Here is a 25,220-nt window from a genome sequence, read left to right as displayed (position 1 = left end):
TCGGCTTTGCGTCCGCGCGTCGAGACCGCTAAACCCCCGCCATGCGCATCGCCTTCCTCGGCACTCCCGATTTCGCCGTCACCTGCCTCGCCGAACTCGTCGCCTCGGGGCACGAGATCGTCTGCGTCTATTCCCAGCCGCCCGCCCCGCGCGGGCGTGGCCAGGAACTGAAGCCCTCTCCGGTCCATGCCTTCGCCGAGGGCCTGGGCCTGCCGGTCCGCACGCCGGTCTCGATGAAGACCCCTGAAGAGATCGAAGCGTTCAAGGCCCTCAACCTCGACGCCGCCGTCGTCGTGGCCTTCGGCCAGATCCTGGTGAAGGACGTGCTGGAAGCGCCGACCCACGGCTGTTTCAACCTGCACGCCAGCCTGCTGCCGCGCTGGCGGGGCGCCGCGCCCATCCAGCGAGCGATCATGGCCGGCGACCCGGTCACCGGCGTCCAGGTCATGCGGATGAGCGAAGGCCTCGACGAGGGCCCGATCCTGATGTCCGAGCAGGTCGCCATCGCCGAGGACGACACCGCCGCATCCCTTCACGACAAGCTGGCCGCCGTCGGCGCGCGCCTGCTGCCCGTCGCTCTGGCCGCCATCGAACGCGGCGTCGTTCAGGAGACCCCCCAGGCCGAGGAGGGCGTCACCTACGCCAAGAAGATCAAGTCGGCCGAGGCTCGCATCGACTGGACCCGCCCCGCCGTCGAGGTGGACCGCCATATCCGCGGCCTCTCGCCCTTCCCCGGCGCCTGGTTCGAGGCGCCGTCGGAGAAAGGTCCCGTGCGCGTGAAGGCCCTGTTGTCGTGCGTCGAGGCCGCCTCTGGCGCGCCGGGAACGGCGCTGGACGACGCCCTGTTGGTCGCCTGTGGCGAGGGCTCCATCCGCCTGCTGAAGGCCCAGCGCGAGGGCAAGGGCGCCCAGGACGCGCAGACCTTCACGCGCGGCTTTCCGATTCCGGCGGGAACGGTCCTGGCCTGATGCCCCGCTACCGCCTCCTCGTCGAGTATGACGGCCGCCCCTACGCGGGGTTCCAGGCTCAGGCGACGCTGCCCAGCGTGCAGGGCGCGATCGAGGCGGCGCTGAAGGCCTTCTGCGGGCAGGACGTGCGCATCGCCGCCGCCGGCCGCACCGACACCGGCGTCCATGCCACCGGTCAGGTGGTCCATGTCGATCTTGAGAAGGACTGGCCCGCCCAGACCGTCTTCAACGCCCTCAACGCCCACCTGACGCGCGAGGCGGTCTCGATCCTATCGGCCGAGGTCGCCGAAGAGGGGTGGCACGCCCGCTTCTCGGCCAATGAGCGGCGCTACCTCTACAGGATCCTGAACCGGCGCGCGCCGCCCGCCCTCGATAAGGGGCGCGTCTGGCACATGAAGAAGGACCTCGACCACGAGGCCATGCACGCCGCCGCCCAGCATCTGGTCGGCCTGCACGACTTCACGACGTTCCGCGACATGCACTGCCAATCCAAGAGCCCGGTGAAGACCCTCGATGTCGCCCGCGTGCGTCGGGTCGGCGAGGAGATCCACCTTGATTTCGAGGCGCGGTCCTTCCTGCACCGCCAGGTCCGCTCGATGACCGGAACGCTGGTCGAGGTCGGCGCGGGTCGCTGGAGCCCCGACGATGTGAAGGCCGCACTAGAGGCCAAGGACCGCCGGGAATGCGGCCCCGTCGCGCCGGCGGATGGACTTTATCTGGTGGGCGTAGGGTACGGGGACTAGCTGGCCGCCGCCCCAAGATCCGCCATCCGCTCCAGCCACCGCGACCGGCCGCCTGGGCCGATCGCCTCAACGCCGCCGACGATGGACGCCCGGGTCGGCTTGACGCCGGCGAGCATGAAGATCCCCTGCGTGACCGCCTTCAAGCCGTGCGAGCCGAAGACGAGACGAAAGATCGCGCTGGGCATGCCCATGGTCAGCACCATACGGGCCGAGCGCCCCGAGAGCTTCGAGTTCCAGCCCTTGGGGCCGACCTCGAACCCGAACCCGCCCCGGAACACCTGCTCCAGCGCGGCCTTGAGCTTGGCCGGCACGCCGCCAAGCCAGAGGGGGAAGACCAACACCAGGTGATCCGCCCAAAGGATGTCGGCGCGTAGATCTCGGATCAGAGGCGTGACGTCGTCGACCTGAAAGGCCGCCTGACTTTCCAGCAGGGGAATGTCCATGGTTCCGATGTCGGCGCGGCGGATCTCATGCCCCCCTGCAATGGCGCCCTGGGCATAGGCCTCGGCGAGGGCCCGACAAAAGCGGTCGGGCGCAGGGTCGGGATGGCCGACCAAGATCAGGATTCTACGGCTTGGCTTGCTCATGAGGCGCAGGCTGCGCCCCTCGACCGGCATGCGCGTTGATCCTGATCAAGGCTACAGCACCGAGCAGTTCGTGATCTGGCTGAACGCCTCCAGCGCCGCCGCGCCGACCACACTGGTGCCGAAACGGTCCAGCTCCGGCGACCAGACCGCCACCGTCGCCTTGCCGGGGATCACCGCGACGATGCCGCCACCCACCCCGCTCTTGGCCGGGAGGCCTACCCGATAAGCGAAGCTGCCGACGCTGTCATAGATGCCGCAGGTCAACAGGAGGGCGTTCAGACGGCGGGTCAGACGCTCGGGAAACACCGTCTCCTGCGCGATCGGCGAAAAGCCGCCCGCCGCCAGCGGCAGGAACGCCCGCGCCAGCTGGCGACAGCTCATGGTCAGCGCGCACTGGCGGCAGTAGGCGGCGACCACGGCCTCGGGGTCATGGGTGATCGTACCCTTGCCCCGCATCAGGCTGGCGATTGCCCGGTTCTGCCAGGCGTGGGCGAGCTCCGACGTCGCCACCGCCGGATCGATTTCCAGCCGCTCGTCACAGAGAAATCCGGCGAAGTCACGGACCAGGGCCGCCGGGTCCCGGGTGACGTCCAGCAGCACGTCGGTGATCGCCAGGGCGCCGGCGTTGATAAACGGATTGCGCGGCACGCCCTGCTCCGCCTCAAGCAGGGAAAGATGGTTGAACGGCGTGCCCGACGGCTCCTTGCCCACCCGCGTCCAGGTCTCGTCGCCCAGGCGGTTCAGGGCCAGGCCCAGGGCGAAGACCTTGGTGATGCTCTGGACGGAGAAGCCTTCGTCGGCGTCGCCGATGACGTGTTCGCCGCCATCGACGGTCCGCACCGCCATGCCGAACTTGGCGCCAGGCACAGTCGCCAGCTGCGGGATGTAGTCCGCCGGTCTGCCCCTGCCGAAATGCGGCTTCACCAGCACGGCCACCTCGGCCAACACGTCGGGGATCGAGAGCGCCCTCATCCTCGTCCCCGCACCGCTCAGGCGAACGCTTGGAAGTAGCGGCTGATCAGCGCCTCGTAGGCGTCGGCCAACTGACGGACCTCATCGACCGGCACGCGCTCATCGACCTGGTGCATGGTCGAGCCGACCAGGCCGAACTCGACGACCGGGCACAGGGCGCGGATAAAGCGGGCGTCGCTGGTGCCGCCGGTGGTCGACAGCTCCGGCGCGCGGCCGGTAGCGTCAGTGACGGCGGCCACGATCACGTCCGTGAAGTCGCCGGGCTCGGTCAGGAAGGCTTCGCCGCTGATCTTGCACCGCGCGCTGGCGGTTCCGTCGAAGCCTTCCGCGGCCTTGGCGCACTCCCCCTCGATCCAGGCGGCCAGGTCCTTGCCCTTGTGGGCCGGGTTGAAGCGGATGTTCACGCGCGCCTTGGCCGAGGCCGGGATGACGTTGGTGGCGGTGTTGCCGACGTCGATCGTGGTGATCTCCAGGTTCGACGGCTGGAAGCCGGTATAGCCTTCGTCCAGCACCCGCGCCTTCAGAGCCGACAGGATGTCGATGAGCACCGGAACCGGATTGGCCGCGCGGTGCGGATAGGCCACGTGCCCTTGGCGGCCCTCGACCGCAATCCAGGCGTTGATGCTGCCGCGACGGCCGATCTTGACCATGTCGCCCAGCAGGTTCGCCGAGGTCGGCTCGCCGACGATGCAGTGGTCAATGATCTCGCCTTCGGCGGCCAGAGCCTCGACGACCTTGACGGTGCCGTCTTCGGCAACCCCTTCCTCGTCGCCGGTGATCAGGAAGCTGATCGAACCGGGATGCTCGGGGATCTTGGCGACGGCGGCGACGAAGGCGGCGATGGCCGATTTCATGTCGACCGCGCCGCGGCCATAGAGCACGCCGCCCCTGATCTGCGCCTCGAACGGATCGGCGGTCCAGGCGGCGTCGTCGCCCACCGGCACCACGTCGGTGTGGCCAGCGAAGCAGAGGTTCGGCCGCGCCGTGCCGCGTCGGGCGTAGAGGTTCTCGATCTCGCCGAACTTCATGCGGCGGCAGGAAAAGCCGAGGACCTCCAGTTGGCGCTGCAGCGTGTCCATCGCGCCGGCGTCGGCCGGGGTCACGGACGGCCGCCGGATCAGGGCCTGAGCCAATTCGACGGGATCAATGCTGACAGAAGCGGGCGCGGGGCTGGTCATGATGCAGGCTTTAAGCTTCCCCTTGCGTCCGCGCAAATTCGGCACGCTTGTTCCAAGGTAGGTCATGCCCAAGATCGATCTCGCCACCGCCCCCACCCGCGTCGGCACAGCCTATCCTGCGCCGTTCAATCAGCCCTGCCTGCAGCGCCACCGCACGAAGCTGGGCGACGCGGCTGGGCTGGATCAGTTCGGCGTCAACCTGCTGCGCCTGCCGCCCGGCGCCTGGTCCAGCCAGCGCCACTGGCACACGGCCGAGGACGAGTTCACCTGGGTGGTCGAGGGCGAGGTCGTGCTTGTGGAGAATGACGGCGAGACGGTGATGCGAGCCGGCGACTGCGCGGGCTTCAAGGCTGGTGTCGCGAACGGTCACTGCTTCCAGAACCGGTCAGATCAGGACGTGCTGTTGCTGGAGGTGGGATCGCGCAGGCCGGATCAGGACGGTTGCGACTATCCGGATATCGATCTCATCCTGCGGGAGGGGGAAAGCACGTACCGCCACCGGGATGGGGCCCCCTACGAAACCAACGAGGGACGAAAGCGGTAGTCCGCCCTTAAGCCGCGCGACGGGCCTTCTTGACCTTGGCCATGGCGCGGTCGCGGCGCAGGCGCGAGAGGTGGTCGATGAAGAGGACGCCTTCCAGGTGATCCATCTCGTGCTGGATGCAGACGGCGAACAGGCCCTCGGCCTCTTCGACGACCGTCTCGCCCTGATAGTTCATGTAGCGCAGGGTGACCTTGGCCGGGCGCTCGACCTCGTCATAGTACTCGGGCACCGACAGGCAGCCTTCTTCATAGCCCTGCAGGTCCTCGGACGAGGCCAGGATCTCGGGATTGACGAAGTAGCGCGGCGCCTTGTCCTCGCCCTCACGGGCCAGGTCCATGACGATCACGCGGACGGGCTCGCCGATCTGCACGGCGGCCAAACCGATGCCGGGGGCGTCGTACATGGTCTCCAGCATGTCATCCATCAGAACGCGTAGCTCGTCCGTGACGGCCTCCACCGGGGTGGAAACCTTCTTCAGGACCGCCAGGTCGGCGGCGTTATCGACGGTGAGGATGCGACGGATAGTCATGATGTTGGTCAGGTAGGCGTGTCATTCCCGAGGGTCAAGGTGGGAGATTGTCCCACGGCCTTCAGCTTGGTCAAAGGCCGCACCGCCTGATCGACCATGGGCGGCTCGGGGATCTCCTTGCCCTCGTGGTCGACAGACAGGTCCTCGAAGCGCCTGGCCTGGGTCAGGACCTGGCTCTCCAGCGAGCCGACGAACTGGTTGTACTTGCCCACGGCGCTCTCCAGCGCCTTGCCCATGGCGCCCGCATGCGCTCCCATTACCGAAACGCGCTTGTAGAGCTCGCGACCGACCTCGACGATGCGGGCGGCGTTCTTGGCCTGGTCCTCGGCCCGCCAGCCGTAGGCTACGGCCTTGCAGAGCGCGAACAGGGTCGTGGGCGTGACCAGCACCACACGGCGGTCCATGGCCTCGGCCATCAGCTCGGGCAGGCGATCCAGAGCGGCGGCCAGGAAGCCGTCGCCGGGCACGAACATCGCCACGAAGTCCGGCGAGCCCTCGCCGGCGAACTGGTCCCAATAGGCCTTGGACGACAGGCCCTGCATGTGGGTGCGCACGCTCTGGGCGTGACGGGCCATGGCCGCTTCGCGCAGGACCTCGTCGGTCGCCTCCTGGGCTTCGAGGAAGGCGTTGAGCGAGCACTTGGCGTCAATCACGAACACGCCGCCACCCGGCAGCGTGACCTTCACGTCCGGCCGGCGACGCCCCTCGTCGCTGTCGACGCTGAACTGCTCCTGGAAGTCGAAGCGGCTGTTGAGGCCCGCAGCCTCCAGCACGTTGCGCAGGGTCTGCTCGCCCCAGCGGCCTTGGACGCCGGCGCCGCGACGCAGGGCGGCCGACAGCTTGCGGGCCTCGGCCTGGGTGGCGGTCGAAGCCTCGAGCAGGGCGGTGATCTGGGCTTTCAGGCCGCCCGTCTCCTCGGCCCTCGCCTTCTCCACGGCGGTGACCTGGGCTTCGAACTTGGCGAGGGTCTCGGCCACCGGCTTGAGTTGAGCCTCCAACCGGGCCTCGGCGAGACGCTCGCGGCTCTTGGCGTTCTCGTCGGCGCGCTTGATCAGCTGCTCGGCGATGGCGTTGGCGCTCTGAGCCGCCTGGGCCTTGATCAGCTCGATCTGGGTGGCGCTCTGGTCCTCCAGCAGGCGATGGCGCTCTTCGGCCTGAGCCAGGCGCTCATTCAAGAGCCACGCCTGGGCCTCGGCCTTCGCGGCGCGGCGTTGCGCGGTCACGGCCCAAAGGCCAAAGGCCACGGCGGCCAGCGCGAAGACCAAGGCCAGGATCAGGAAAGGATCGGAGAAGTTCATGCTCCGTTCCTAGCCGAAGTCGGCGACGGCATAAAGGCCGCCGCCACCTCCCATCACTCGTCGCCGTCAGCGATATCGGCGATCAGGCCGTTGATCGGCTCCTCGTTGAAGCTGGTCACGTTGTGACCCTTGTCGTGCACGCCGACCTTGGCGACGTGTGGGGCTTCGACCTCGGCCGCAGGGGCCTTGTCGTCTGGCGTACTCATGAAAATCGTCCCTCTACAGACGCATCGGCGGTCCCGACGCGACGACGGGGAGCTTGGCTTTTGAAAGCGGAGCTGTCAGCCGGTTTCCAGAAGCGCTCCCGGATTTTTCTCAAGCCGGGCGGCGGGCGCGCAGCGCTTGGGCGATGGTGCCGTCGTCGAGCCAGTCGAGGTCGCCGCCCACGGGGACTCCACGCGCCAGCATGGTCACCGGCACATTGGTCTGAGCCAGACGGTCGGCGATGTAGTGAGCGGTCGTCTGGCCGTCGACCGTGGCCGGCAGGGCCAGGATCACCTCGGCCACCTCGCCGCCCCCGACCCGCGCGACCAGTTCGCCGATCCGCAAGGCCTCGGGGCCGACGCCGTCCAGGGCTGACAAGAGACCGCCCAGCACGTGATAGCGCCCCTTGAACGAGCCGCCGCGTTCCATCGCCCAGACCGAGCCGACCTCCTCGACCACGCACAGCAGGCGGCCGTCGCGCGAGCCGTCGGCGCAGACCGCGCAAGGATCGGTGACGTCCAGCGAACCGCAGCTCCCGCAGGTTCGAACCTTGGCCTGCGCCTCTGCCAAGGCGGTCGCCAACGGCGCCAGCAGCGTGTCGCGCTTCTTCAGCAGCGCGAGGGCCGCACGCCGGCCCGAACGCGGACCCAGGCCCGGCAGCTTGGACAGCAGGGCGATCAGGCGCTCGATCTCGGGTCCGGCGGAGGCGGCCATCAGGTCCTTTGGGTAGTCGGTGCGTCTCCCTCCCCCTTCGGCAAGCTCAGGGTGAAGGTGATTTTCGGCTCAGTAGAGATCCTCACCGTAAGCCTGTCGAAGGGCGAGGATGGCGGCTCCCGGCTTTAGAACTTCATCCCAGGCAGACCGCCCATCAGGCCCGCCATCGGGCCGGCGGCGTCCTGCATCATCTGGGCCTGTTTGGCGTCGAGCTTCTTCTTGGCGTCGGCGTGAGCGGCGACGATCAGGTCGGCGATCACCTCGCCCTCGCCGGGCTCGATCAGGCTTTCGTCCAGCACCACCTTGGCCAACTCGCCCGTGCCCTTCAGCGTCACCGTCACCATGCCGCCGCCAGAGGTTCCCTCGACGGTGCTCTCGGCCAGGCGCGCCTGGGCGTCCTGAAGCTTCTGTTGCATGGCCTGGGCCTGCTTCATCAGGCCGCCGAGGTCTTTCATGGTCTTGGTCTCCAAAACTACTTGTCATCCCGGCGAAAGCCGGGACCGCCGGATACGCCGGCGCTCGCCGTGGTCCCGGGTCTGCGCTGCGCTGGCCCGGGATGACAGCTTCCTTTGTCAGCCCTCTTCCTCGTCCGGCTCCAGGGGCGGAGCCTCCGGGGTGAGGAGCTTGCGGATCTCGACGATCTCGGCGCCGGGGAAGGCCGACAGCACCGAGGCGACAAAAGGATCTTGCTTGATGGCCTCCAGCGCCTCGCGCTCCTCGCGCTTCTGGCGCTCCATGAGGCTTTCGGCCCCGCCGCCGCCCTCGGCCGCCACCAGCCAGGGCTGGCCGGTATGCTCCTTCAGGAAGCGAACAAGCCGCCCCGCCAGATTTCCGGGCGCGCCGGGCGCGGCCTCGAAGGTGAGCGCGCCGGGGCGGAAGTTGATCGGGCGAACGTACTGCTCGACATCCAGCCGCAGGCCGATGTCGCGCTTGGCGGCGATCAGGGCCATGACGTCGTCGAACGAGGCCAGCACCGGCATGGCTTGGGCGCCGGGCGCAGCCATCATCACTGGAGACTGGGCAGAAGCTGTCGCCCCGCCTGCGCCGCCGCCGATCGACACGCCACCGCCGGGACCACCGCCCCCAACCGGCGCGCCGTCGCGAAGGGCCTTCAGCGCCTCCTCCGGACCAGGCAGGTCCGCCGCATAGCACAGGCGGATCAGGGCCATCTCGGCCGCAGCCATGGCGTCGGGCGCGCGGCGCACCTCGTCATGGGCCTTCAGCAGCATCTGCCACAGACGCGACAGCGTGCCGGCCGAAGTATGGGCGCCGATCGCGGCCAGCCGCGCAGCCTGCTCCTTGGGCATCGACAGGGCGTCGGGGCCCAGCGCCTTGGACACCGCCGAGGCGTGGCAGTGGTCGAGAACGTCGAGCATGACCACCGCTGGGTCGGCGCCGAAACCCCACAGGGCGCGGAAGGCCTCAAGAGCCTCCTTCGTCTTCCCAGCCATGACGTGTTCGTAGAGCGCGATGGTCTGGCTGCGGTCGGCCAGGCCCAGCATGTCGCGGACCACCGTGGCCGTGACCGTCTGGCCCCGCTCGGTCTGGACGATGGCCTGATCCAGCAGGGAGAGACCGTCGCGCACCGAACCCTCCGCCGCGCGGGCGATCAGGGCCAGGGCGTCCATCTCGATCCGCGCGCCTTCCTTGGCCGAGATGCGGTCGAAGTGCTTGACCAGCACGTCCGGCTCGACCCGGCGCAGGTCGAAGCGCTGGCAGCGCGACAGGATCGTCACCGGAACCTTGCGGATTTCGGTGGTGGCGAAGATGAACTTGGCGTGTGGCGGCGGCTCTTCCAGCGTCTTCAGCAGCGCGTTGAACGCCGCCGTCGACAGCATGTGCACTTCGTCGATGATGTAGACCTTGTAGCGCGCCTCGACCGGCGCGTAGCGCACCCCGTCCAGAAGCTCGCGCATCTCGTCGACCTTGGTGCGCGATGCGGCGTCCAGCTCCAGCACGTCCATGTGCCGGCCCTCGATGATGCCGCGGCAATGATAGCCTTCGGTGGTCAGGTCGACCGAGGGCCCCTTGACGGTGTCGGTCTCGTAGTTGAGCGCGCGCGCCAGAAGGCGGGCGGTCGTGGTCTTGCCCACCCCGCGAACGCCGGTAAGCATGAAGGCGTGGGCGATCCGCCCCGTCGAGAACGCATTCGCCAGCGTGCGGACCATGGCCTCCTGGCCGATCAGATCCTCGAAGGTGCGCGGACGGTACTTGCGCGCCAGAACGGTGTAGGCGTCGCCCTTCTCGCCCTCGGGCGGGGTCTCGACCACGGGGCGCGCCTCGGCGGCCGCCGCCGGCGCGTCGCCGAAGATGTCGGCGGTGTTCTCGTCCCGCTCGGCGGGCGCCTCGTCCCACGGCGGCGCGGAATCGGGCGAGAGGTCGTCGTGGTCGGCCATGGCGCTGAGTGTAGTGGGGCGGAGGGCGCAGCAAAAGCCTCGGGCCCTAAAGCGCGCGCATCTGCTGACAGAATTTCGAGGGAAATGAGGTGGAGACCGGCAGACGACCCAGAGGTGATCTCGTTGTGGCTGCTGCCTCTCGGCCCTGACCAGGTTGGCGAGGACTCCGTCCGCGCCGATCTCCGAGGCCTATATCGCGACTCATCGCGCAGGATGCAAGGCTGACGAGTCATTCCGCTCACGCTACAGAGTGGCGCATGCCTCTTTCGATCATCACCAACACCTTCGCCGGCAATCCCCTGGACCGTGACAGCGAGCGTCGCGGCGACGAGGCCTTCCTCGCCGAAAAGCTGGCCGATCCCGAGTCGCTGGCCGTCGCGCTGTGGAATGGCAAGCCGCTGGTCGAGGACATCCTCGGCGACGACGGCAAGCCCACGGGCGTGCAAATCGCCTATCTGCGCGCCGACATGGCCCAGGACCTGGCCGGCGGGAACGAGAAGCTGCTGTATCTGGGCCTCTGGAAGGACATCGCGGTCTTCGCGGTCGACATCGAAGGCGCGGCGGACCCCGCCGAAGGGCCGTTGCAGGGCCTGGGCCGGTTCGAAGAACTGCGTGGCGCGGCGGCGACCATGCCGCCTGCCGACGCCGGCATCCTGGCCACCGCCAAGTCGATGTTCGAGTGGCGCCGCCGCCATCGCTGGTGCAGCGCCTGCGGCCAGAAGACCGAGGTCTCGGACGGCGGCTGGAAACGCGTCTGCCCGTCCTGCGAGGCCGAGCACTTCCCACGTACCGATCCGGTGGCGATCATGCTGGCGATCCATGACGGCAAGTGCCTGCTGGGCCGTCAGGCGATGTGGCCCAAGGGCATGTTCTCGGCCCTGGCCGGCTTCATCGAGCCCGGCGAGACGATCGAGGAGGCCTGCGCCCGCGAACTGCAGGAAGAGGCCGGCCTGAAGGCGACGGCGGTCCGCTATCACTCCAGCCAGCCCTGGCCCTGGCCCAGCTCGCTGATGATGGGCCTGATCGCCGACGTCGACAGCGACGAGGCCGCCCCCGACCAGACCGAGCTCGAGGAAGTCCGCTGGTTCACCCGCGAGGAAGCCCAGCAGCTGATCAGGGGCGAGCTCGAGGGCCTGTTCGCCCCGCCGCCCCTGGCCATCGCCCACCAGCTGATCAAGGCCTGGGCCGAAGAGGCGTAAAACCTCTGGACTGCCCCAGCGGCGCCTCCCGTTCAGTTCGCATCGAGCCCGGCCAGCAAGACCGGCGATGCGAACTGAACATGGGAGGGCCGAATGGCCGAAGCCTACATCATCGACGCCTGCCGCACCCCGCGCGGCATCGGCAAGGTCGGCAAGGGAGCCCTGGCCGACTTCCATCCCCAGCACCTGGCCGCCACGGTCCTGAAGGCCCTGGCCGAGCGCAACGGCCTCAACACCGCTGAAGTCGACGACATCATCTGGGGCACCTCCAGCCAGCGCGGGTCGCAGGCGGGGGACCTGGGCCGCATGGCGGCGCTGGACGCTGGCTATGACGTCCGCGCCAGCGGCGTGACTCTGGACCGCTTCTGCGGCTCGGGCATCACCACGGTGAACCTGGCGGCGGCCTCGATCATGTCGGGCATGGAGGACCTGGTCATCGCCGGTGGGACCGAGATGATGTCCTACACCTCGGCCACCGCGAACGTGACGTCACCGCCGATGCTGGACAGCGGCAACCTGCGCCTGCGCGCCCGTCATCCGCAGTCGCACCAGGGCGTCTGCGCCGACGCCATCGCCACTCTGGAGGGAATCACCCGCGCCGATGTCGACGCCCTGGCCCTGGAGAGCCAGCGCCGCGCCGATCTCGCCATCAAAGGCGGTCACTTCGACAAGAGCCTGATCCCCGTGCTGCGCGACGACGGCTCGGTCGCGCTGGACCACGAGGAGTTCCCGCGTCCGCAAACCACGGCTGAAGGGCTGGCCAGCCTGAAGGCCTCGTTCGCGGCCCTGGCCGAGATCCCGGTCGACGAGGCCGGTAACACCTATGGCGGCCTGATCCGCAAGGTCTATCCGGACCTGAAGATCCAGCACATGCACCACGCGGGCAACTCGTCGGGCGTGGTGGACGGCGCGGCGGCGGTGCTGCTGGCCTCGCCGGCCTACGCCCAGCGCAACGGCCTCAAGCCTCGCGCCAAGGTCATCGCCATGGCCAATGTCGGCGACAGCCCGACCCTCATGCTGAACGCCCCGGTCCCGGCCGCGCGCAAGGCTCTGGCCAAGGCCGGCCTGACCGTTGACGACATCGATCTGTGGGAAATCAACGAGGCCTTCGCGGTCGTGGCCGAGAAGTTCATCCGCGACCTCAAGCTCGACCGCGACAAGGTCAATGTGAACGGCGGCGCCATGGCCCTGGGTCACCCGATCGGCGCGACCGGCTCGATCCTGATCGGCACGATCCTGGACGAGCTGGAACGCCGCGACCTCAAGCGTGGTCTGGTGACCATGTGCGCCGCCGGCGGCATGGCGCCCGCGATCATCATCGAGCGGGTTTAGGGAAACAAGATGCTCCCCCGCGAGGCGGGGGAGCTGTCACGGAGTGACTGAGGGGGCTGGCGCGGCCCAGGTCCAGCTCGCCCCCTCCGGCCCTCTGGGCCACCTCCCCCGCAGCGCGGGGGAGGAACTATCTCCACATCACCGGAACGGCGGCTCGTCGAAGGCGCGGAGCTTGCGCGAGTGCAGGTTCGGGCCTTCGGCGTGCAGCAGCTTGCAGGCCAGGATGCCGATCTGCAGGTGCTGGCTGATCGCCCGCTCGTAGAACGCGTTGGCCTGGCCGGGCAGCTTGATCTCGCCGTGCAGCGGCTTGTCCGAGACGCAGAGCAACGTCCCGTACGGCACCCGGAAGCGGTACCCCTGGGCCGAGATGGTCGCCGACTCCATGTCGATCGCCACCGCACGGCTCTGGTTGAAGCGCAGGGCCGACAGGCTGTGGCGAAGCTCCCAGTTGCGGTCGTCGGTGGTGACGACGGTGCCGGTGCGCAGGCGCTTCTTCAGCTGGTCGCCGCTGTCGCCGCTGATCGCCTTGGCCGCGTCGTAGAGGGCGCGCTGCACCTCGGCGATGGACGGCACGGGGATTTCCGGCGGCAGCACCGCATCCAGCACATGGTCGTCGCGCAGATAGGCGTGGGCCAGGACATAGTCGCCGATGGTCTGGGTGTCGCGCAGGCCGCCGCAGTGGCCGATCATCAGCCAGGCCTGCGGGCGCAGCACCGCCAGGTGGTCGCAGATCGTCTTGGCGTTGGAGGGGCCGACGCCGATATTGACCAGGGTCACGCCCGAACCGCCCGGGGCCATCAGGTGGTAGGCGGGCATCTGGTGCTTGCGCCAGGTCGATTCCGCCACCGCCAGTTCCGGATTGACCGTGTTGGCGGTGATGGTCAGCCCGCCGGCGCAGGACAGGGCCGTGTAAGGGCTGTCGGGCGCCTTCAGCTGCTCGATGCTCCAGCGAACGAACTCGTCGACATAGCGGTTGTAGTTCGTGAACAGGATGAACTGCTGCACGTCCTCGGCCGGGGCGCCGGTGTAGTGCTTGAGCCGCGCCAGCGAGAAGTCGGTGCGCAGGCCGTCGAACAGCGACAGCGGGTGGGTGTCCTCCAGCACCGAGTTCCACAGGCCGTCGGCGATCTCGTCGCCGATGAAGGCCAGGTCCGTGGTCGGGAAGAAGCGGGCGATATCCTCGCTGCGCACGTCGGCCTGGTTCAGGTCGATGGTGGCGTCCAGAACGTAGGGATAGGGGATTTCCTGGCGCGAGCGGTCGATCTCGATCTCGACGTCGAAGTCGTCCATCAGCAGCGTCAACTGCTCGACCAGATAGTCGCGGAACTGCGCGGGCCGCGTGACCGTGGTCGCATAGACCCCCGGGCGGCTCACCCGGGCGTACGAGCGGGCCAGCTTCGGCGGCAGCGCTTCGGGGTCATAGGTCAGGCGCAGCTCGGGATAGGCGAACGTCCCGTCAAAGCGGGCGGCCGGGTCCGGGCGGGTTCCATGTTCGAGATAGGCGCGGAGCGCGTCGCGCAGAGCGCCGACGGCGCGCTCGTATTCGTCATTGAGTCGCTCAACGACGGCGATTGCTTTTTCTTGGTTTGACATGGCGCCTTATAGCGACGTTTTGCGACCTTGGCGAGACAGCCGGGCGACACAAATAAGAATTTTATTACTTGGGTGGACGCTGCGCCGTCGGCGCCACGCCCGATTGCAGTAGACGCCCGTTTCCGGAGCTCGGCCACGCCCAAGAGCGCTTGGCGGACGCATGGGGCATGGACGAACCCGCCCATGTCGGCCACAAGGGCTGAAATGCTCCAGGAGGGCGCGACTGGCGGCGCGGACGTGCTCGCGCGTCGTTCCTTCCGACAACCAGAACAAGCCGTCGACGCCCGCGTGAGGCGCCAGGGGGACTAGATGAATAAACGCTTCGCCTATCTGATCATCGGCGCGATGATCCTGGGGGTGCTGGTCGGCTGGGCCTGCAACCAGTTCCTGGACCCGGCCGGCGCCAAGGCTGCGGCCGGCAACCTGTCGATCATCACCGACATCTTCCTGCGCCTGATCAAGATGATCATCGCTCCGCTGGTCTTCACGACCCTGGTGGCCGGCGTCGCGCACATGGAAGACGCCGCCGCCGTCGGCCGCATCGGCGCCAAGACCATGACCTGGTTCATCGGCGCCTCGGCCGTGTCGCTGGTGCTGGGCCTTCTGATGGTCCACCTGCTGGATCCGGGCGCGGGCCTGAACATGGCGCATGTCGACGTGGCGATGAAGACCACCGCCTCGACCGAAGCCTTCACCCTGAAGGGTTTCATCACCCACCTGGTGCCGACCTCGATCTTTGACGCCATGGCCAAGAACGAGATCCTGCAGATCGTCGTCTTCTCGCTGTTCGTCGGCACTGCGGTCGCGGCGCTGGACGACAAAGCCCCACAGATCCTCGAGCTGGTCGAGCAGGCCGCCCAGATCATGCTGAAGGTCACCGGCTTTGTGATGAAGCTGGCCCCGCTGGCCATCTTCGCCGCCCTGGCCTCGACGATCGCGACCCAGGGCCTGGGCATGCTGGCGACCTACAGCAAGTTCGTGCTGGGCTTCTACCTGACCATGGGCGTCCTGTGGGCGCTGCTGTTCGTCGCCGGCTTGGCGGTGCTGGGCAAGCGGGTGGTGCCGCTTTTTGGCGTGATCCGCGACCCGACCCTGCTGGCCTTCTCGACCGCCAGCTCGGAAGCCGCCTACCCGCGCATTCTCGACAGCCTGCCGAAGGTGGGCGTGCGCCGCCGGATCGTGTCGTTCGTGCTGCCCCTGGGCTACTCGTTCAACCTCGACGGCTCGATGCTGTACTGCACCTTCGCCACGATGTTCATCGTCCAGGCGCACGGTGTGGAGCTGACGGTCCAGCAGCAGATCTTCATGCTGCTGCTGTTGATGGTGACCTCCAAGGGCATCGCCGGCGTGCCGCGCGCCTCGCTGGTGGTGATCATGGCCACCCTCACCTATTTCGGCCTGCCGGAAGCCTGGATCGCGCTCGTTCTGGGCGTCGATCACCTGCTGGACATGGGCCGCAGCGCCACCAACGTCGTCGGCAACAGCGTCGCCGCGGCGGTCGTCGCCAAGTGGGAGGGCGAGCTGGACGACATGCCGCCGGAAGGCGAAGCCGCCAAGGCCTGATCCCCGCGATCCTGGCCGCTTGAGATCGCCCGCTCCGCCTCGGCGGGGCGGGCTTTTTCGTGTCCAGTTTCAAATGTACAGTAAAAACTTGACAACAACCACGTGAGGTCCAATCTCGATGGGCGAGGGACTATGAGGATGACGTCATGAGCAGGATCACCCCCCTGGCGCGCGTCGCGCTGATCGGGCTGGCCGTCGCGGGCTTCTCGGCTTCCGCCGCCCAGGCCCAGGCGCCGGGCGAGCCCCCCAAGGCCGCCAAGCCGGCGCGGCAGTGCTTCTACCTTTCCGACTGGCGCGGCTGGTCGGCGCCGGACAAGAACACGCTGTACATGAAGGTGCGCGGCCGCGACGTTTATCGCGTCGACCTCGCCTACGGCTCCAGCCAGCTGACCTGGCCGGGCACGCATCTGGTCTCGGTCGTGCGCGGCCCTGACAGCGTCTGCCATCCGCTGGATCTGGACCTGCGGGTGTCGGACGGCTTCGGCATTCCCCTGCCGATCCGCGCCAAGACCATCACCAAGCTGACGCCGGAAGAAGTGCAGGCGCTGCCCAAGAAGTATCGCCCCTAGGGCTTCGGCGGCGCTTGCGCCTCAGAGCGCCGCCGCGTTCAGCAGCGCCACCACCATGGCGTTGGCCGGCGTGGCGATCCCATGGACCGCGCCCCTGCGGACGATGACGCCGTTGCGGGCGTCCAGCTCCATCGCCCGTCCGGCCGCGCGGTCAGCGTGCAGCGAGTTGACCGAGCCCGGATCGGCGGCGCGATAGCCGGCGATCACCTGGTCGGGCAGGTCGTCGGAGAGGTCCGCCCCCTCGGCCCGGCCCACCGCCACGCACTCGCGCACGAGGCTGCGCATGACCTGCGCCGCGCCCTCGTCATGGGCGATCCCGGCGGGCTTCAGAACCAGGGCGTTGACCGCGCCGGCGCAGTTGAGGGCCAGCTTCTTCCAGGCCTGCGTGACGAAGTCGTCGACCACCTCAAGGGCGATCGGCGTGTGGGCGAAGAGGGCCGCGAAGGCCTCGCCGGCCGCGCCCGCAGGAACCTTGATCCAGCCGTTGCGCCGCTGCAGCATCCGCCCCGGCGCCGAGCGCTCGGCCGGGATGTCGACCACGGCCGGAACCAGCCGCTCGGCGGCGATCCGGCCCTCGAACGGGGCGGTGTGCTCGACCCCGTTGCGCAGGATGGCCACGCGGGTCTGAGGTCCCACCAGCGCGTCCAGCCAGGTCCAGGTCGCGTCGGTGTCATAGGTCTTGGTCGTGACCAGCACCCAGTCGACGGGTGTGAGCCCTGCCTGCGAGGCCGCCACGCGCGGGCTCGCGTTGATCGGGCCTTCCGGCGTCTGGACCGCCAGGGCCTCGAACGGCGTGCGAACGCAGACGGTGACCGCATGGGCAGGATTCTGCGCCAGCCAGGCGGCGAGCGTTCCGCCCACCGCGCCGGGGCCGATCACGGCGATGCTGGTCATGGGATGCTCCGGTCAAAACAAAACCCTCTCCCCTTGCGGGAGAGGGTGGCCCGGCGATAGCCGGGTCGGGTGAGGGGTCGCGCGGACGGCGCCGTGAAACCCCTCATCCGTCATCCTTCGGATGACACCTTCTCCCGCAAGGGGGAGAAGGACATCAGAGCCTACTCCGCCGGGACCACCTCGGCCGAGCGCTTCTTCATCATCTCGTCGAAGCTGGTCCAGACGCCGTCGGCGCCGTGCCATTGCCCCTTGGTCGCGGCCTTGGAGTATTCGGTCGCGCGGGCTTCGAAGAAGTTGGCGTGCTCGACGCCCGACAGCAGCGACTGCAGCCAGGGCAGCGGGTTTTCCTTCACGCCGTACACCTCGGGCAGGTGCAACTGGCGCAGGCGCCAGTCGGCGACGAAGCGGATATAGGCCTTGATGTCGTCAGGCGTCATGCCCTGGATGTCGCCGGCCTCGAAGGCCAGGTCGATGAAGTTGTCTTCCATGCCGACCACGGTCTTGCAGCAGTCGACGATGTCGTCGGCCACGGCCTTGGTCACCGCGCCCGTCTCCTTGTTGAAGGCGTGGTACAGCTTGATGATGCCGTCGCAGTGCAGGCTCTCGTCGCGGATCGACCACGAGACGATCTGGCCCATGCCCTTCATCTTGTTGAAGCGCGGGAAGTTCATCAGCATCGCGAACGAGGCGAACAGCTGCAGGCCTTCGGTGAAGCCGCCGAACATGGCCAGCGTGCGGCAGATGTCGGCGTTGGTCTCGACGCCGAAGGTCTGCATGTAGTCATGCTTGGCCTTCATGGCCTCGTATTCCATGAACGCCGAGAACTCGGTCTCGGGCATGCCGATGGTCTCGAGCAGCAGGGCGTAGGCCGCGATATGGATCGTCTCCATGTTCGCGAACGAGGCCAGCATCATCTTCACTTCGGTCGGCTTAAACACCCGACCGTAGCGCTCCATGTAGTTGTCCTGCACCTCGACGTCGGACTGGGTGAAGAAGCGGAAGATCTGCGTCAGCAGGTTCCGTTCCTTGTCGTTCAGCTTGACGGCCCAGTCCTTGAGGTCCTCGCCCAGCGGCACTTCCTCGGGCATCCAGTGGACCTGCTGCTGCTTCTTCCAGAAGTCATAGGCCCACGGATAGCGGAACGGCTTGTAGCCGCCCGAGGGGGTCATAAGGCCAGGCAGGATCAGCGATGACGGAGCGGACATGACAGAGCCTCGGGCAGAATCGAGCGGACGCGATAAGATGCCCTACCCTACCAAAGCCGCTCGGTTCATCTAGTGGCGCCAGCGTCGCACCCCCACAAGATGTTGTGAGCGGGTGTGGATAACCCCGGAGTCGCCATGGCCGCCTATCGCCTGTTCAGCGCCCTCGGATCGGGCGGCGTGCCCATCGAGGCGGCCATGACCCTGATCGGCCTGCCCTATGAGATCATCGAGGCCCCGACCTGGGAGGGCGAGGCGCAAACGGCCAAGGTCGCGGGGGTCAATCCGCTCAAGCAGATCCCGGCCCTGGTCACGCCCGAGGGCGAGACGATCACCGAAAGCGCCGCCATCCTGATCTGGCTGGCCGACCGCTTCCCCGAGGCCAAGCTCGGCCCTGCGATCGACGATCCGATGCGGGCTCAGTTCCTGCGCTGGATGACCTTCATCCCGGCTTCGATCTATTCGCTGTTCTGGGTGCGCGACGAGCCCTCGCGCCTGGGCGGGCCCGACCCCGAGGTCCAGGCGCGGATCAAGGCCGCGACGGCCGAGCGGATCGCCGACTGCTGGGCGATGATGGAAAGCCAGGTGGCGCCGCTGATGGACCGCCACGGCGGCCCCTACCTGCTGGGCGACACGCTGGGCGTGCTGGACCTCTATGTCGCGGTCGTCAGCCGCTGGGGGCCCCGGCGCGTGCGATTCTACGAGGCCGCGCCGAAGATGGCGCAGGCGGTGCGGCGGGTGGATGCGGACCCGAGGCTGGCGGCGTTCTGGGCGGAAAGGTTTCCGTTCTTCGACGGGTGGGAGCGGTTGGGGCAGCAGGGGTGATTAGATTAGCCAACACGCATCTGGCAGCATCTCAGATGTGGAGTGGATGAACATGGCTCGTGAGCCAGACGCTTTGCGCCAAAGACGCCAGCGACGACCGAGATTGAGACAACAAATCCGCAACCGCGAAATATTCTGCATATACTGTGCAGGAGAATCGATTGCAGAAACAGTCGATCACATGCCGCCGATAGTTATATTTCACAACAACCATCGGCCGGAGGGATTAGAATTTCCTGCGTGTGAAGACTGCAATAGGTCCGCTCGAATTACAGATACTGTGGTTGGGCTTCTATCTCGCCTGTATCCACCATCAACTGACCGGAGAACTGACGCCGAAGTAAGCCGACTTTTGCAAGCGGTCGCCAACAACGCGCCGGGAGCTTTGGAGGAAATGCACGTCTCCACAGCGCGTAGCCGCCGCCAACTCGCGCGCGAGGGTCTGTCGGAGGAACTTGGTCTACTCAATGTTGGCGGCCCGATTATCAAGTCACACCTTGAAGCGTTTGCCGCACGCCAAGCCCTGGCGATGCACTACATGCGTCTCGGAAGCGCAGTACCGCGAGCAGGTGGCGTTGTATGTCGGACCTTCACCAATCTCGACGCCGCGCTCGGAGGAATACCTGACGATCTCTTCCGGCTAGTCGGGGAGCCGGACACCCTGCGGCAGGGCAGAGGGCTCGAGGTAAGTGATCAGTTTCTTTATGCCGCCAGGGCTGTTGAGGAGCGCACGATGGTAGCGAGCTACTCGCTCTTTCGGCAGTCTCTAGCGTTCTTCACGATCTCAGCGATCAATGTAAGTCACTTGACCGAGGCTATGACTGCAGGCGCACGCGTTATCATTCCCGGCCAGTTTAGAGCCACCGCCCTTCCTTCATACCGTTTATCCTTTACGGTTTCAGGTATTCCGCTTCGTTAGCCCCCACCACTGCAAAGCCGTCGCCCCAGGGCGGGCGCCCCCTTAAATCTCTTGGAGGCTGCAGCGTGCAGGGCCGATCAGGTCAGTCAAGGACGACGCTCACGCGTCGCCGCGCGGCGGCCGCCCGGAGGGCGGTCCTTGAGTGACCTGCTCAGCCCTGCGATCGTCTCGCCGTGAGATGTAAGGATGGCTCCTTCTCGAGGGCGAGAAGAAGACGCCCCCCAGGACCAACGGCCGCCCACACCCCTGACATAAAGATATCTTTATGCGTTAATTGCTAGGAAGGGGTCTCGCGCGTATAAGGTGGGCAAAATCCCCACCCGACCGCAGGAGCCGACCGTGGCTGACTATATCGTCAAGGACATCTCGCTCGCCGATTTCGGCCGCAAGGAAATCGCCATCGCCGAGACCGAAATGCCGGGCCTGATGGCCACGCGCGCCGAGTACGGTCCCCAGCAGATCCTCAAGGGCGCCCGCATCGCCGGCAGCCTGCACATGACCATCCAGACCGCCGTGCTGATCGAGACGCTGACGGCCCTGGGCGCTGAGGTCCGCTGGGCCTCGTGCAACATCTTCTCGACCCAGGACCACGCCGCGGCCGCCATCGCCGCCGCCGGCATCCCGGTCTTCGCCTTCAAGGGCGAGAACCTGGTCGAGTACTGGGAATACGCCCACAAGATCTTCGAGTGGCACGACGGCGGCTATCCGAACCTGATTCTGGACGACGGCGGCGACGCCACCCTGCTCTGCGTGCTGGGCCCCAAGGCCGAGAAGGATCCCTCGATCCTCGACAACCCGCAGAACGAGGAAGAAGAAGCCCTCTACGCCGTGATGAAGAAGTACCTGGCTGAAAAGCCGGGCTTCTATTCGGCGATCCGCGCGGCCATCGGCGGCGTGTCGGAAGAGACCACCACGGGCGTCCACCGCCTGTATCACATGGCCCAGAAGGGCGAGCTGCCGTTCCCGGCCATCAACGTCAACGACAGCGTCACCAAGTCCAAGTTCGACAACCTGTATGGCTGCCGTGAGAGCCTGGTCGACGCCATCCGTCGCGGCACCGACGTCATGCTGTCGGGCAAGGTCGCCGTGGTCTGCGGCTATGGCGACGTGGGCAAGGGCTCGGCCGCCTCGCTGCGCCAGGGCGGCGCCCGCGTGATCGTCACCGAGATCGACCCGATCTGCGCCCTGCAGGCGGCGATGGAAGGCTATGAGGTCCAGACCCTGGCCGACGTCGCCGACAAGGCCGACATCTTCGTCACCGCGACCGGCAACAAGGACGTCATCACGGTCGACGACATGCGCCGGATGAAGAACAACGCCATCGTCTGCAACATCGGGCACTTCGATTCCGAGATCCAGATCGCCGGCCTGCGCAACTTCAAGTGGGACGAGATCAAGCCGCAGGTCCACCACGTGGAATTCCCGGACGGCAAGAAGATCATCGTGCTGTCGGAAGGCCGCCTGGTGAACCTGGGCAACGCCACCGGCCACCCCAGCTTCGTGATGTCGGCCTCGTTCACCAACCAGACCCTGGCCCAGATCGAGCTGTGGACCAACAAGGCCAAGTACGACAACCAAGTCTACACCCTGCCCAAGCACCTGGACGAGAAGGTCGCCTTCCTGCACCTGGAAAAGCTGGGCGCGAAGCTGACCACGCTGCGCAAGGATCAGGCCGATTACATCGGCGTGCCGGAAGCTGGCCCGTTCAAGCCGGATCATTACCGGTACTAGGATCGGACGAAGTCTGATTTCCCATGGGGAAGGCCCGCCGCTCGGCGGGCCTTTTCTTTTGCGGGGGCGTGCGAAGACGCCCTGTTCAATTTCGCATGGCTCGGCTAATCGCTTTTGCATGCCGTTAGCCTTGATCATCTCCAGCCATGTCGCCGGCAGCCAAGTGGGCGCGACCGCCCAGGCCACCGCCCTGGCGCAGTTCAAGATCGACTCGATGGTCGTGCCGACCGTGCTGTTCGGCCGTCACCCGGGCTGGGGCATCCCCGGCGGCGCCCCGGTGCCGATCGAGGTGTTCGAGGGCATGCTGGACGGCATCGAGGCCAACGGCCTGTTCGGCCTCGTGGACCTCGTCATCACGGGCTATTTCGCCACCGCTGCCCAGGCCCGCGCCGCCGCGCGGGTGATCGACGCGGTGCGGGAGACCCCTCGCCCGAACGGCGCGGCCATGCGCCGGCCGACCGTCATCGTCGATCCCACCATGGGCGACGCTGGCAAGGGCCTCTACATCCCGGCCGAGACCGCCGACGAGATCATCGCCGACCTGATCCCGCGCGCCGACGTCGTGGCCTGCAATTCCTGGGAGCTGCAGAAGCTGACCGGAACCGACGCCCGCGACCCGCAGTCGGCCATGCGCGCCGCGCGCCTGCTGGGCAAGACCACGCTGGTCTCGTCCGTCCACCGAGGCGCCGAGATCGGCGCAGTGCTGGCCGACAAGAAAGAGGCGTGGCTGGCCGCCCACGCCAAATCCGATCGCTCGCCCAACGGCACCGGCGACCTTCTGACCGCGTTGTACGCCGCCTCGATCCTCGAGGGTCAGACCTTCTCGTACGGCCTGGCCCGCGCCGTCGGCGGCGTGGCCGAGACGGTGACCGCCGCCAACATCTGGAACGCGCCCGAACTGCCGATCGTGGCGATGGGCGCGCGCATCAAGCAGACCTCGCCGACCGTTCGGATCGAACGGCTGGCTTAGGGAAGACCGTCATCCCGGGCGAAGCGCAGCGTAGACCCGGGACCGTAACGCGCTCCGAGCTTGCGGCGGTCCCGGCTCGGCGCGCTTCGCGCTTGGCCGGGATGACAAGCGTGTTTGGCCTGCTGTAGATCAAGACATGACCGTAGGAATTCAGGGCCTCTGCCCAGACCGCTTCGCCCGCGTCCGCGAGACCTTCGAGGCCAACTTCGCCGACGGGGGCGAACTGGGCGCGCGTTTTGCGTTCGCCATCGAGGGCGAGATCGTCGTCGACCTGATGGGCGGCTTCGCGGATCGCAAGCGCGAGGTTCCGTTCGGGCCCGACACTCTGACCGCCCTGTTCTCGACCACCAAGGCCGTGGCGGCCCTGATGGTGGCTCGGCTGGTCGACGAGGGCCGCCTCGCCTACGACCAGCCTGTCGCCGACGTCTGGCCCGAGTTCGCGCAGGCCGGCAAAGAGGCCGTGACCGTCGAGCAGGCGCTGTCGCACCAGGCCGGCCTGTCGGGCTTCCCCAACGAGACCGACCCGGCCATCTGGTTCGACTGGGACGCCACCTGCGCCAAGCTGGCGGCCATGGCGCCGCTGTTTCCGATCGGCTCGGCCAGCGGCTACCATCCGGTGACGTATGGCTACCTGGCCGGCGAGATCTTCCGCCGCGTCGACGGCCGGACCATGGGCACGGCCCTGCGTGAAGACATTTGCCAGCCGCTGGGCTTGGATCTCTGGATCGGCCTGCCCGACAGCGAGCACGGCCGCGTCGCCGACCTGATGCGCCCCACGGCCATGCCCCAGTTCGGTGAGATCAACGCCGCCGTGGAGGCCGCCTTCTTCAAGCCGTGGTCCTCGCCGGGCGGAAAGGGCGCGGCCGAGTGGCGGCGGGTCGAGATCCCCTCGGCCAACGGCCATGCGACCGCGCCGGCCCTGGCGCGCCTGATGGGCGCGCTGGCCAACGGCGGGACGCTGGACGGCCGCTCGTTGATCACGCCCGCCGGGATCAAGGCCGCCACCGCCGAGCGCCTTCGCGGTCGCGATCTTGTCCTGCCCTACGAGATCAGTTGGGGCGCGGGCTTCATGCGCAATGAGCCCAACTTCTACTATGGGCCGACGCCCGAAGCGTTCGGTCACTCGGGTTGGGGCGGCTCGTGCGCCTTCGCCGACACGACGCGCGGCGTGTCGGGCGCCTATGTGATGAACAAGCAGGGCAACGCCCTGATCGGCGATCCGCGCGCGGTGCGCCTGATCGAGGCGGCGTACGCTTCGCTCTAGGCCGGAGCCAGGGCGCGGGATTTGCGCCACGCCCCGTAGGCGAAGGTCGCCACGCCCAGCCAGATGAATACGAACGACAGCGCCCGCAGCGGGGTGAACGGCTCGCCGAACGCCACGCCCAGCAGGAACTGGATCGTGGGCGCGATGAACTGCAGAAAGCCCACCGCGCTGAGCGGCAGGCGGCGCGCCGACCAGGCGAACAGGGCCAAGGGAACCACCGTCGCCGGACCGGCCAGCGCCAGCAGCGTCGTCACCCCGGCGCCTGCGCCGAAGTGGCCCTGGCCGCTCGCCTGCAGGAACCAGACATAGGCCAGGCCCGGCAGCGCCAGATAGGCGCACTCGATGAAGAGGCCGGTCTGGGCGTCGGCCTTCACCTGCTTGCGCAGGATGGCGTAGACGCAGAAGGTCAAGGCTAGGCCCAGCGAGACGATCGGCAGGTGGCCCAGCGCCACCGTCTGGATCGCCACGCCGACGGCGGCGAAACCGATCGCCACCTTGCCCTCGGTCGACATCCGCTCGCGGAACAGCAGCGCCCCGGCCGCCATGTTCATCAGCGGGTTGATGTAATAGCCGAGGCTGGCCTCGATCACGTGGCCGGCGTTCACCGCAAAGACGTAGATCGTCCAGTTGCTGAAGATCGCCAGGGTCGACAGGGCCAGCACCCCGAGCGTCCTGGGCTGGCGCAGCACCTCGGCGACCTGCCCCGCCTGCCGGGCGATCAGCACAAGGCCCAGCGCCCACAGGACCGACCAAAGCGAGCGGTGCGCGATCATCTCCCAGGAGGTGACGTCCATCTTGGCCAGCAGGTGGAAGTAGAGCGGCAGGAAGCCCCACAGCAGGTAGCAACCAACGCCCGCGGCGTAGGCCGAGCGGCTTTCTGTCTGGGAACTGGGGGGCATCGAACCAAACCTCTCGGGCGCTTCTCGCAGGTAGGAAGCCCGCCGTCCGCCCGCATCTTGCGGAAGGTTGGGAAATTCTGGGTTTGCGACCAGGGAATCCGGAGCGAAACCTCAACCCGACCTTCCC

Annotated in this window: 25 protein-coding genes and 1 other RNA gene; 12 read left to right on the top strand and 14 right to left on the bottom strand. The window is 67.5% G+C overall.

Going from position 1 to position 25,220, the window contains the following annotated elements; translation table 11 throughout:
• The first annotated feature begins 41 nt into the window (after positions 1–41).
• Positions 42–968, top strand: coding sequence for a methionyl-tRNA formyltransferase (fmt, locus tag J2X45_RS18535; RefSeq protein WP_310217836.1), 927 nt, complete (start codon positions 42–44; stop codon positions 966–968).
• Positions 968–1,711 (top strand): tRNA pseudouridine(38-40) synthase TruA, encoded by a 744-nt coding sequence (truA, locus tag J2X45_RS18530; RefSeq protein ID WP_310217834.1) that lies wholly within the window; start codon positions 968–970, stop codon positions 1,709–1,711. Before fmt ends, truA begins: the two co-directional genes overlap by 1 nt.
• Here the strand turns inward: truA and J2X45_RS18525 are convergent.
• From J2X45_RS18525 to dapE, 3 genes are read right to left on the bottom strand one after another with little or no spacing between them, the layout of a single operon-like run.
• Positions 1,708–2,298 (bottom strand): NAD(P)H-dependent oxidoreductase, encoded by a 591-nt coding sequence (locus J2X45_RS18525; protein ID WP_310217832.1) that lies wholly within the window; start codon positions 2,296–2,298, stop codon positions 1,708–1,710. The genes truA and J2X45_RS18525 overlap by 4 nt on opposite strands.
• Before the next feature lie 51 nt (positions 2,299–2,349).
• The gene (locus J2X45_RS18520; protein WP_310217830.1) at positions 2,350–3,270 is read right to left on the bottom strand and encodes a glutaminase; all 921 of its coding nucleotides are present in this window, start codon (positions 3,268–3,270) and stop codon (positions 2,350–2,352) included.
• Positions 3,271–3,287: 17 nt separating this feature from the next.
• Complete coding sequence (gene dapE, locus J2X45_RS18515) at positions 3,288–4,448, bottom strand: succinyl-diaminopimelate desuccinylase (RefSeq protein ID WP_310217828.1); 1,161 nt, start codon at positions 4,446–4,448, stop codon at positions 3,288–3,290.
• A 64-nt stretch (positions 4,449–4,512) separates the two neighbouring features.
• On the opposite strand from dapE, the gene J2X45_RS18510 reads away from it, so the two are divergent.
• A complete protein-coding gene (locus J2X45_RS18510; RefSeq protein WP_310217827.1) occupies positions 4,513–4,992 on the top strand; it encodes a cupin domain-containing protein in 480 nt (159 codons plus the stop codon).
• A gap of 7 nt (positions 4,993–4,999) precedes the next feature.
• On the opposite strand, the gene def is transcribed toward J2X45_RS18510, so the two are convergent.
• From def to ffs, 7 genes are all read right to left on the bottom strand, one after another.
• Positions 5,000–5,521 carry a peptide deformylase gene (def, locus tag J2X45_RS18505; protein ID WP_310217824.1) on the bottom strand — a complete coding sequence of 174 codons (522 nt, stop codon included), beginning with the start codon at positions 5,519–5,521 and terminating at the stop codon, positions 5,000–5,002.
• 8 nt (positions 5,522–5,529) lie between these two features.
• Positions 5,530–6,819: a DNA recombination protein RmuC gene (rmuC, locus tag J2X45_RS18500; RefSeq protein WP_310217822.1), complete on the bottom strand. Its 1,290-nt coding sequence runs from the start codon at positions 6,817–6,819 to the stop codon at positions 5,530–5,532.
• A 53-nt stretch (positions 6,820–6,872) separates the two neighbouring features.
• A complete protein-coding gene (locus J2X45_RS18495; RefSeq protein WP_310217821.1) occupies positions 6,873–7,025 on the bottom strand; it encodes a hypothetical protein in 153 nt (50 codons plus the stop codon).
• 109 nt (positions 7,026–7,134) lie between these two features.
• Positions 7,135–7,737: a recombination mediator RecR gene (gene recR, locus J2X45_RS18490; RefSeq protein WP_310217818.1), complete on the bottom strand. Its 603-nt coding sequence runs from the start codon at positions 7,735–7,737 to the stop codon at positions 7,135–7,137.
• Between the two features lie 125 nt (positions 7,738–7,862).
• Positions 7,863–8,192 (bottom strand): YbaB/EbfC family nucleoid-associated protein, encoded by a 330-nt coding sequence (locus J2X45_RS18485; protein WP_062094817.1) that lies wholly within the window; start codon positions 8,190–8,192, stop codon positions 7,863–7,865.
• Positions 8,193–8,309: 117 nt separating this feature from the next.
• Complete coding sequence (locus tag J2X45_RS18480; protein WP_310217816.1) at positions 8,310–10,133, bottom strand: DNA polymerase III subunit gamma/tau; 1,824 nt, start codon at positions 10,131–10,133, stop codon at positions 8,310–8,312.
• A gap of 90 nt (positions 10,134–10,223) precedes the next feature.
• Positions 10,224–10,315: signal recognition particle sRNA small type (gene ffs / locus J2X45_RS18475), an RNA gene on the bottom strand.
• 75 nt (positions 10,316–10,390) lie between these two features.
• Between ffs and nudC the strand changes: the two genes are divergently transcribed.
• Together nudC and J2X45_RS18465 are read left to right on the top strand one after the other, a co-directional pair.
• Complete coding sequence (nudC, locus tag J2X45_RS18470; protein ID WP_310217813.1) at positions 10,391–11,332, top strand: NAD(+) diphosphatase; 942 nt, start codon at positions 10,391–10,393, stop codon at positions 11,330–11,332.
• A 93-nt stretch (positions 11,333–11,425) separates the two neighbouring features.
• Positions 11,426–12,664: an acetyl-CoA C-acetyltransferase gene (locus J2X45_RS18465; protein WP_310217811.1), complete on the top strand. Its 1,239-nt coding sequence runs from the start codon at positions 11,426–11,428 to the stop codon at positions 12,662–12,664.
• A 138-nt stretch (positions 12,665–12,802) separates the two neighbouring features.
• Here the strand turns inward: J2X45_RS18465 and J2X45_RS18460 are convergent, their stop codons facing one another.
• Positions 12,803–14,257: an AMP nucleosidase gene (locus tag J2X45_RS18460; RefSeq protein ID WP_310217808.1), complete on the bottom strand. Its 1,455-nt coding sequence runs from the start codon at positions 14,255–14,257 to the stop codon at positions 12,803–12,805.
• A gap of 309 nt (positions 14,258–14,566) precedes the next feature.
• On the opposite strand from J2X45_RS18460, the gene J2X45_RS18455 reads away from it, so the two are divergent.
• Positions 14,567–15,820, top strand: a complete 1,254-nt coding sequence (locus tag J2X45_RS18455; protein WP_310217806.1) for a dicarboxylate/amino acid:cation symporter — start codon at positions 14,567–14,569, stop codon at positions 15,818–15,820.
• A gap of 146 nt (positions 15,821–15,966) precedes the next feature.
• Positions 15,967–16,389 carry a DUF6491 family protein gene (locus tag J2X45_RS18450; protein WP_310217804.1) on the top strand — a complete coding sequence of 141 codons (423 nt, stop codon included), beginning with the start codon at positions 15,967–15,969 and terminating at the stop codon, positions 16,387–16,389.
• A 21-nt stretch (positions 16,390–16,410) separates the two neighbouring features.
• Here the strand turns inward: J2X45_RS18450 and J2X45_RS18445 are convergent, their stop codons facing one another.
• On the bottom strand, positions 16,411–17,283 hold the full coding sequence (locus J2X45_RS18445) for a 2-dehydropantoate 2-reductase (RefSeq protein WP_310217802.1): 873 nt from the start codon (positions 17,281–17,283) through the stop codon (positions 16,411–16,413).
• Between the two features lie 161 nt (positions 17,284–17,444).
• The gene (locus J2X45_RS18440) at positions 17,445–18,488 is read right to left on the bottom strand and encodes a ribonucleotide-diphosphate reductase subunit beta (protein ID WP_310217799.1); all 1,044 of its coding nucleotides are present in this window, start codon (positions 18,486–18,488) and stop codon (positions 17,445–17,447) included.
• Positions 18,489–18,623: 135 nt separating this feature from the next.
• On the opposite strand from J2X45_RS18440, the gene J2X45_RS18435 reads away from it, so the two are divergent.
• The 5 genes from J2X45_RS18435 (at position 18,624) to J2X45_RS18415 (ending at position 24,194) form a co-directional block, all read left to right on the top strand.
• A complete protein-coding gene (locus J2X45_RS18435) occupies positions 18,624–19,310 on the top strand; it encodes a glutathione S-transferase family protein (RefSeq protein ID WP_310217796.1) in 687 nt (228 codons plus the stop codon).
• A 352-nt stretch (positions 19,311–19,662) separates the two neighbouring features.
• On the top strand, positions 19,663–20,229 hold the full coding sequence (locus J2X45_RS18430) for a hypothetical protein (RefSeq protein WP_310217792.1): 567 nt from the start codon (positions 19,663–19,665) through the stop codon (positions 20,227–20,229).
• A gap of 339 nt (positions 20,230–20,568) precedes the next feature.
• Positions 20,569–21,960: an adenosylhomocysteinase gene (gene ahcY / locus J2X45_RS18425; protein WP_310217790.1), complete on the top strand. Its 1,392-nt coding sequence runs from the start codon at positions 20,569–20,571 to the stop codon at positions 21,958–21,960.
• A 118-nt stretch (positions 21,961–22,078) separates the two neighbouring features.
• Positions 22,079–22,930: a bifunctional hydroxymethylpyrimidine kinase/phosphomethylpyrimidine kinase gene (locus J2X45_RS18420; RefSeq protein ID WP_310217788.1), complete on the top strand. Its 852-nt coding sequence runs from the start codon at positions 22,079–22,081 to the stop codon at positions 22,928–22,930.
• Positions 22,931–23,066: 136 nt separating this feature from the next.
• Complete coding sequence (locus J2X45_RS18415; RefSeq protein ID WP_310217786.1) at positions 23,067–24,194, top strand: serine hydrolase domain-containing protein; 1,128 nt, start codon at positions 23,067–23,069, stop codon at positions 24,192–24,194.
• Here J2X45_RS18415 and rarD read toward each other — a convergent pair.
• Positions 24,191–25,093, bottom strand: coding sequence for an EamA family transporter RarD (rarD, locus tag J2X45_RS18410; RefSeq protein ID WP_310217784.1), 903 nt, complete (start codon positions 25,091–25,093; stop codon positions 24,191–24,193). The two genes, J2X45_RS18415 and rarD, sit on opposite strands and share 4 nt — an antisense overlap.
• Positions 25,094–25,220: the final 127 nt, after the last annotated feature.

The organism is Caulobacter sp. BE264 (genome assembly GCF_031457805.1).
Classification (GTDB): domain Bacteria; phylum Pseudomonadota; class Alphaproteobacteria; order Caulobacterales; family Caulobacteraceae; genus Caulobacter.
Note: the sequence above shows the minus strand (reverse complement) of the source record. Positions and strands in the feature narration are given on the sequence as shown.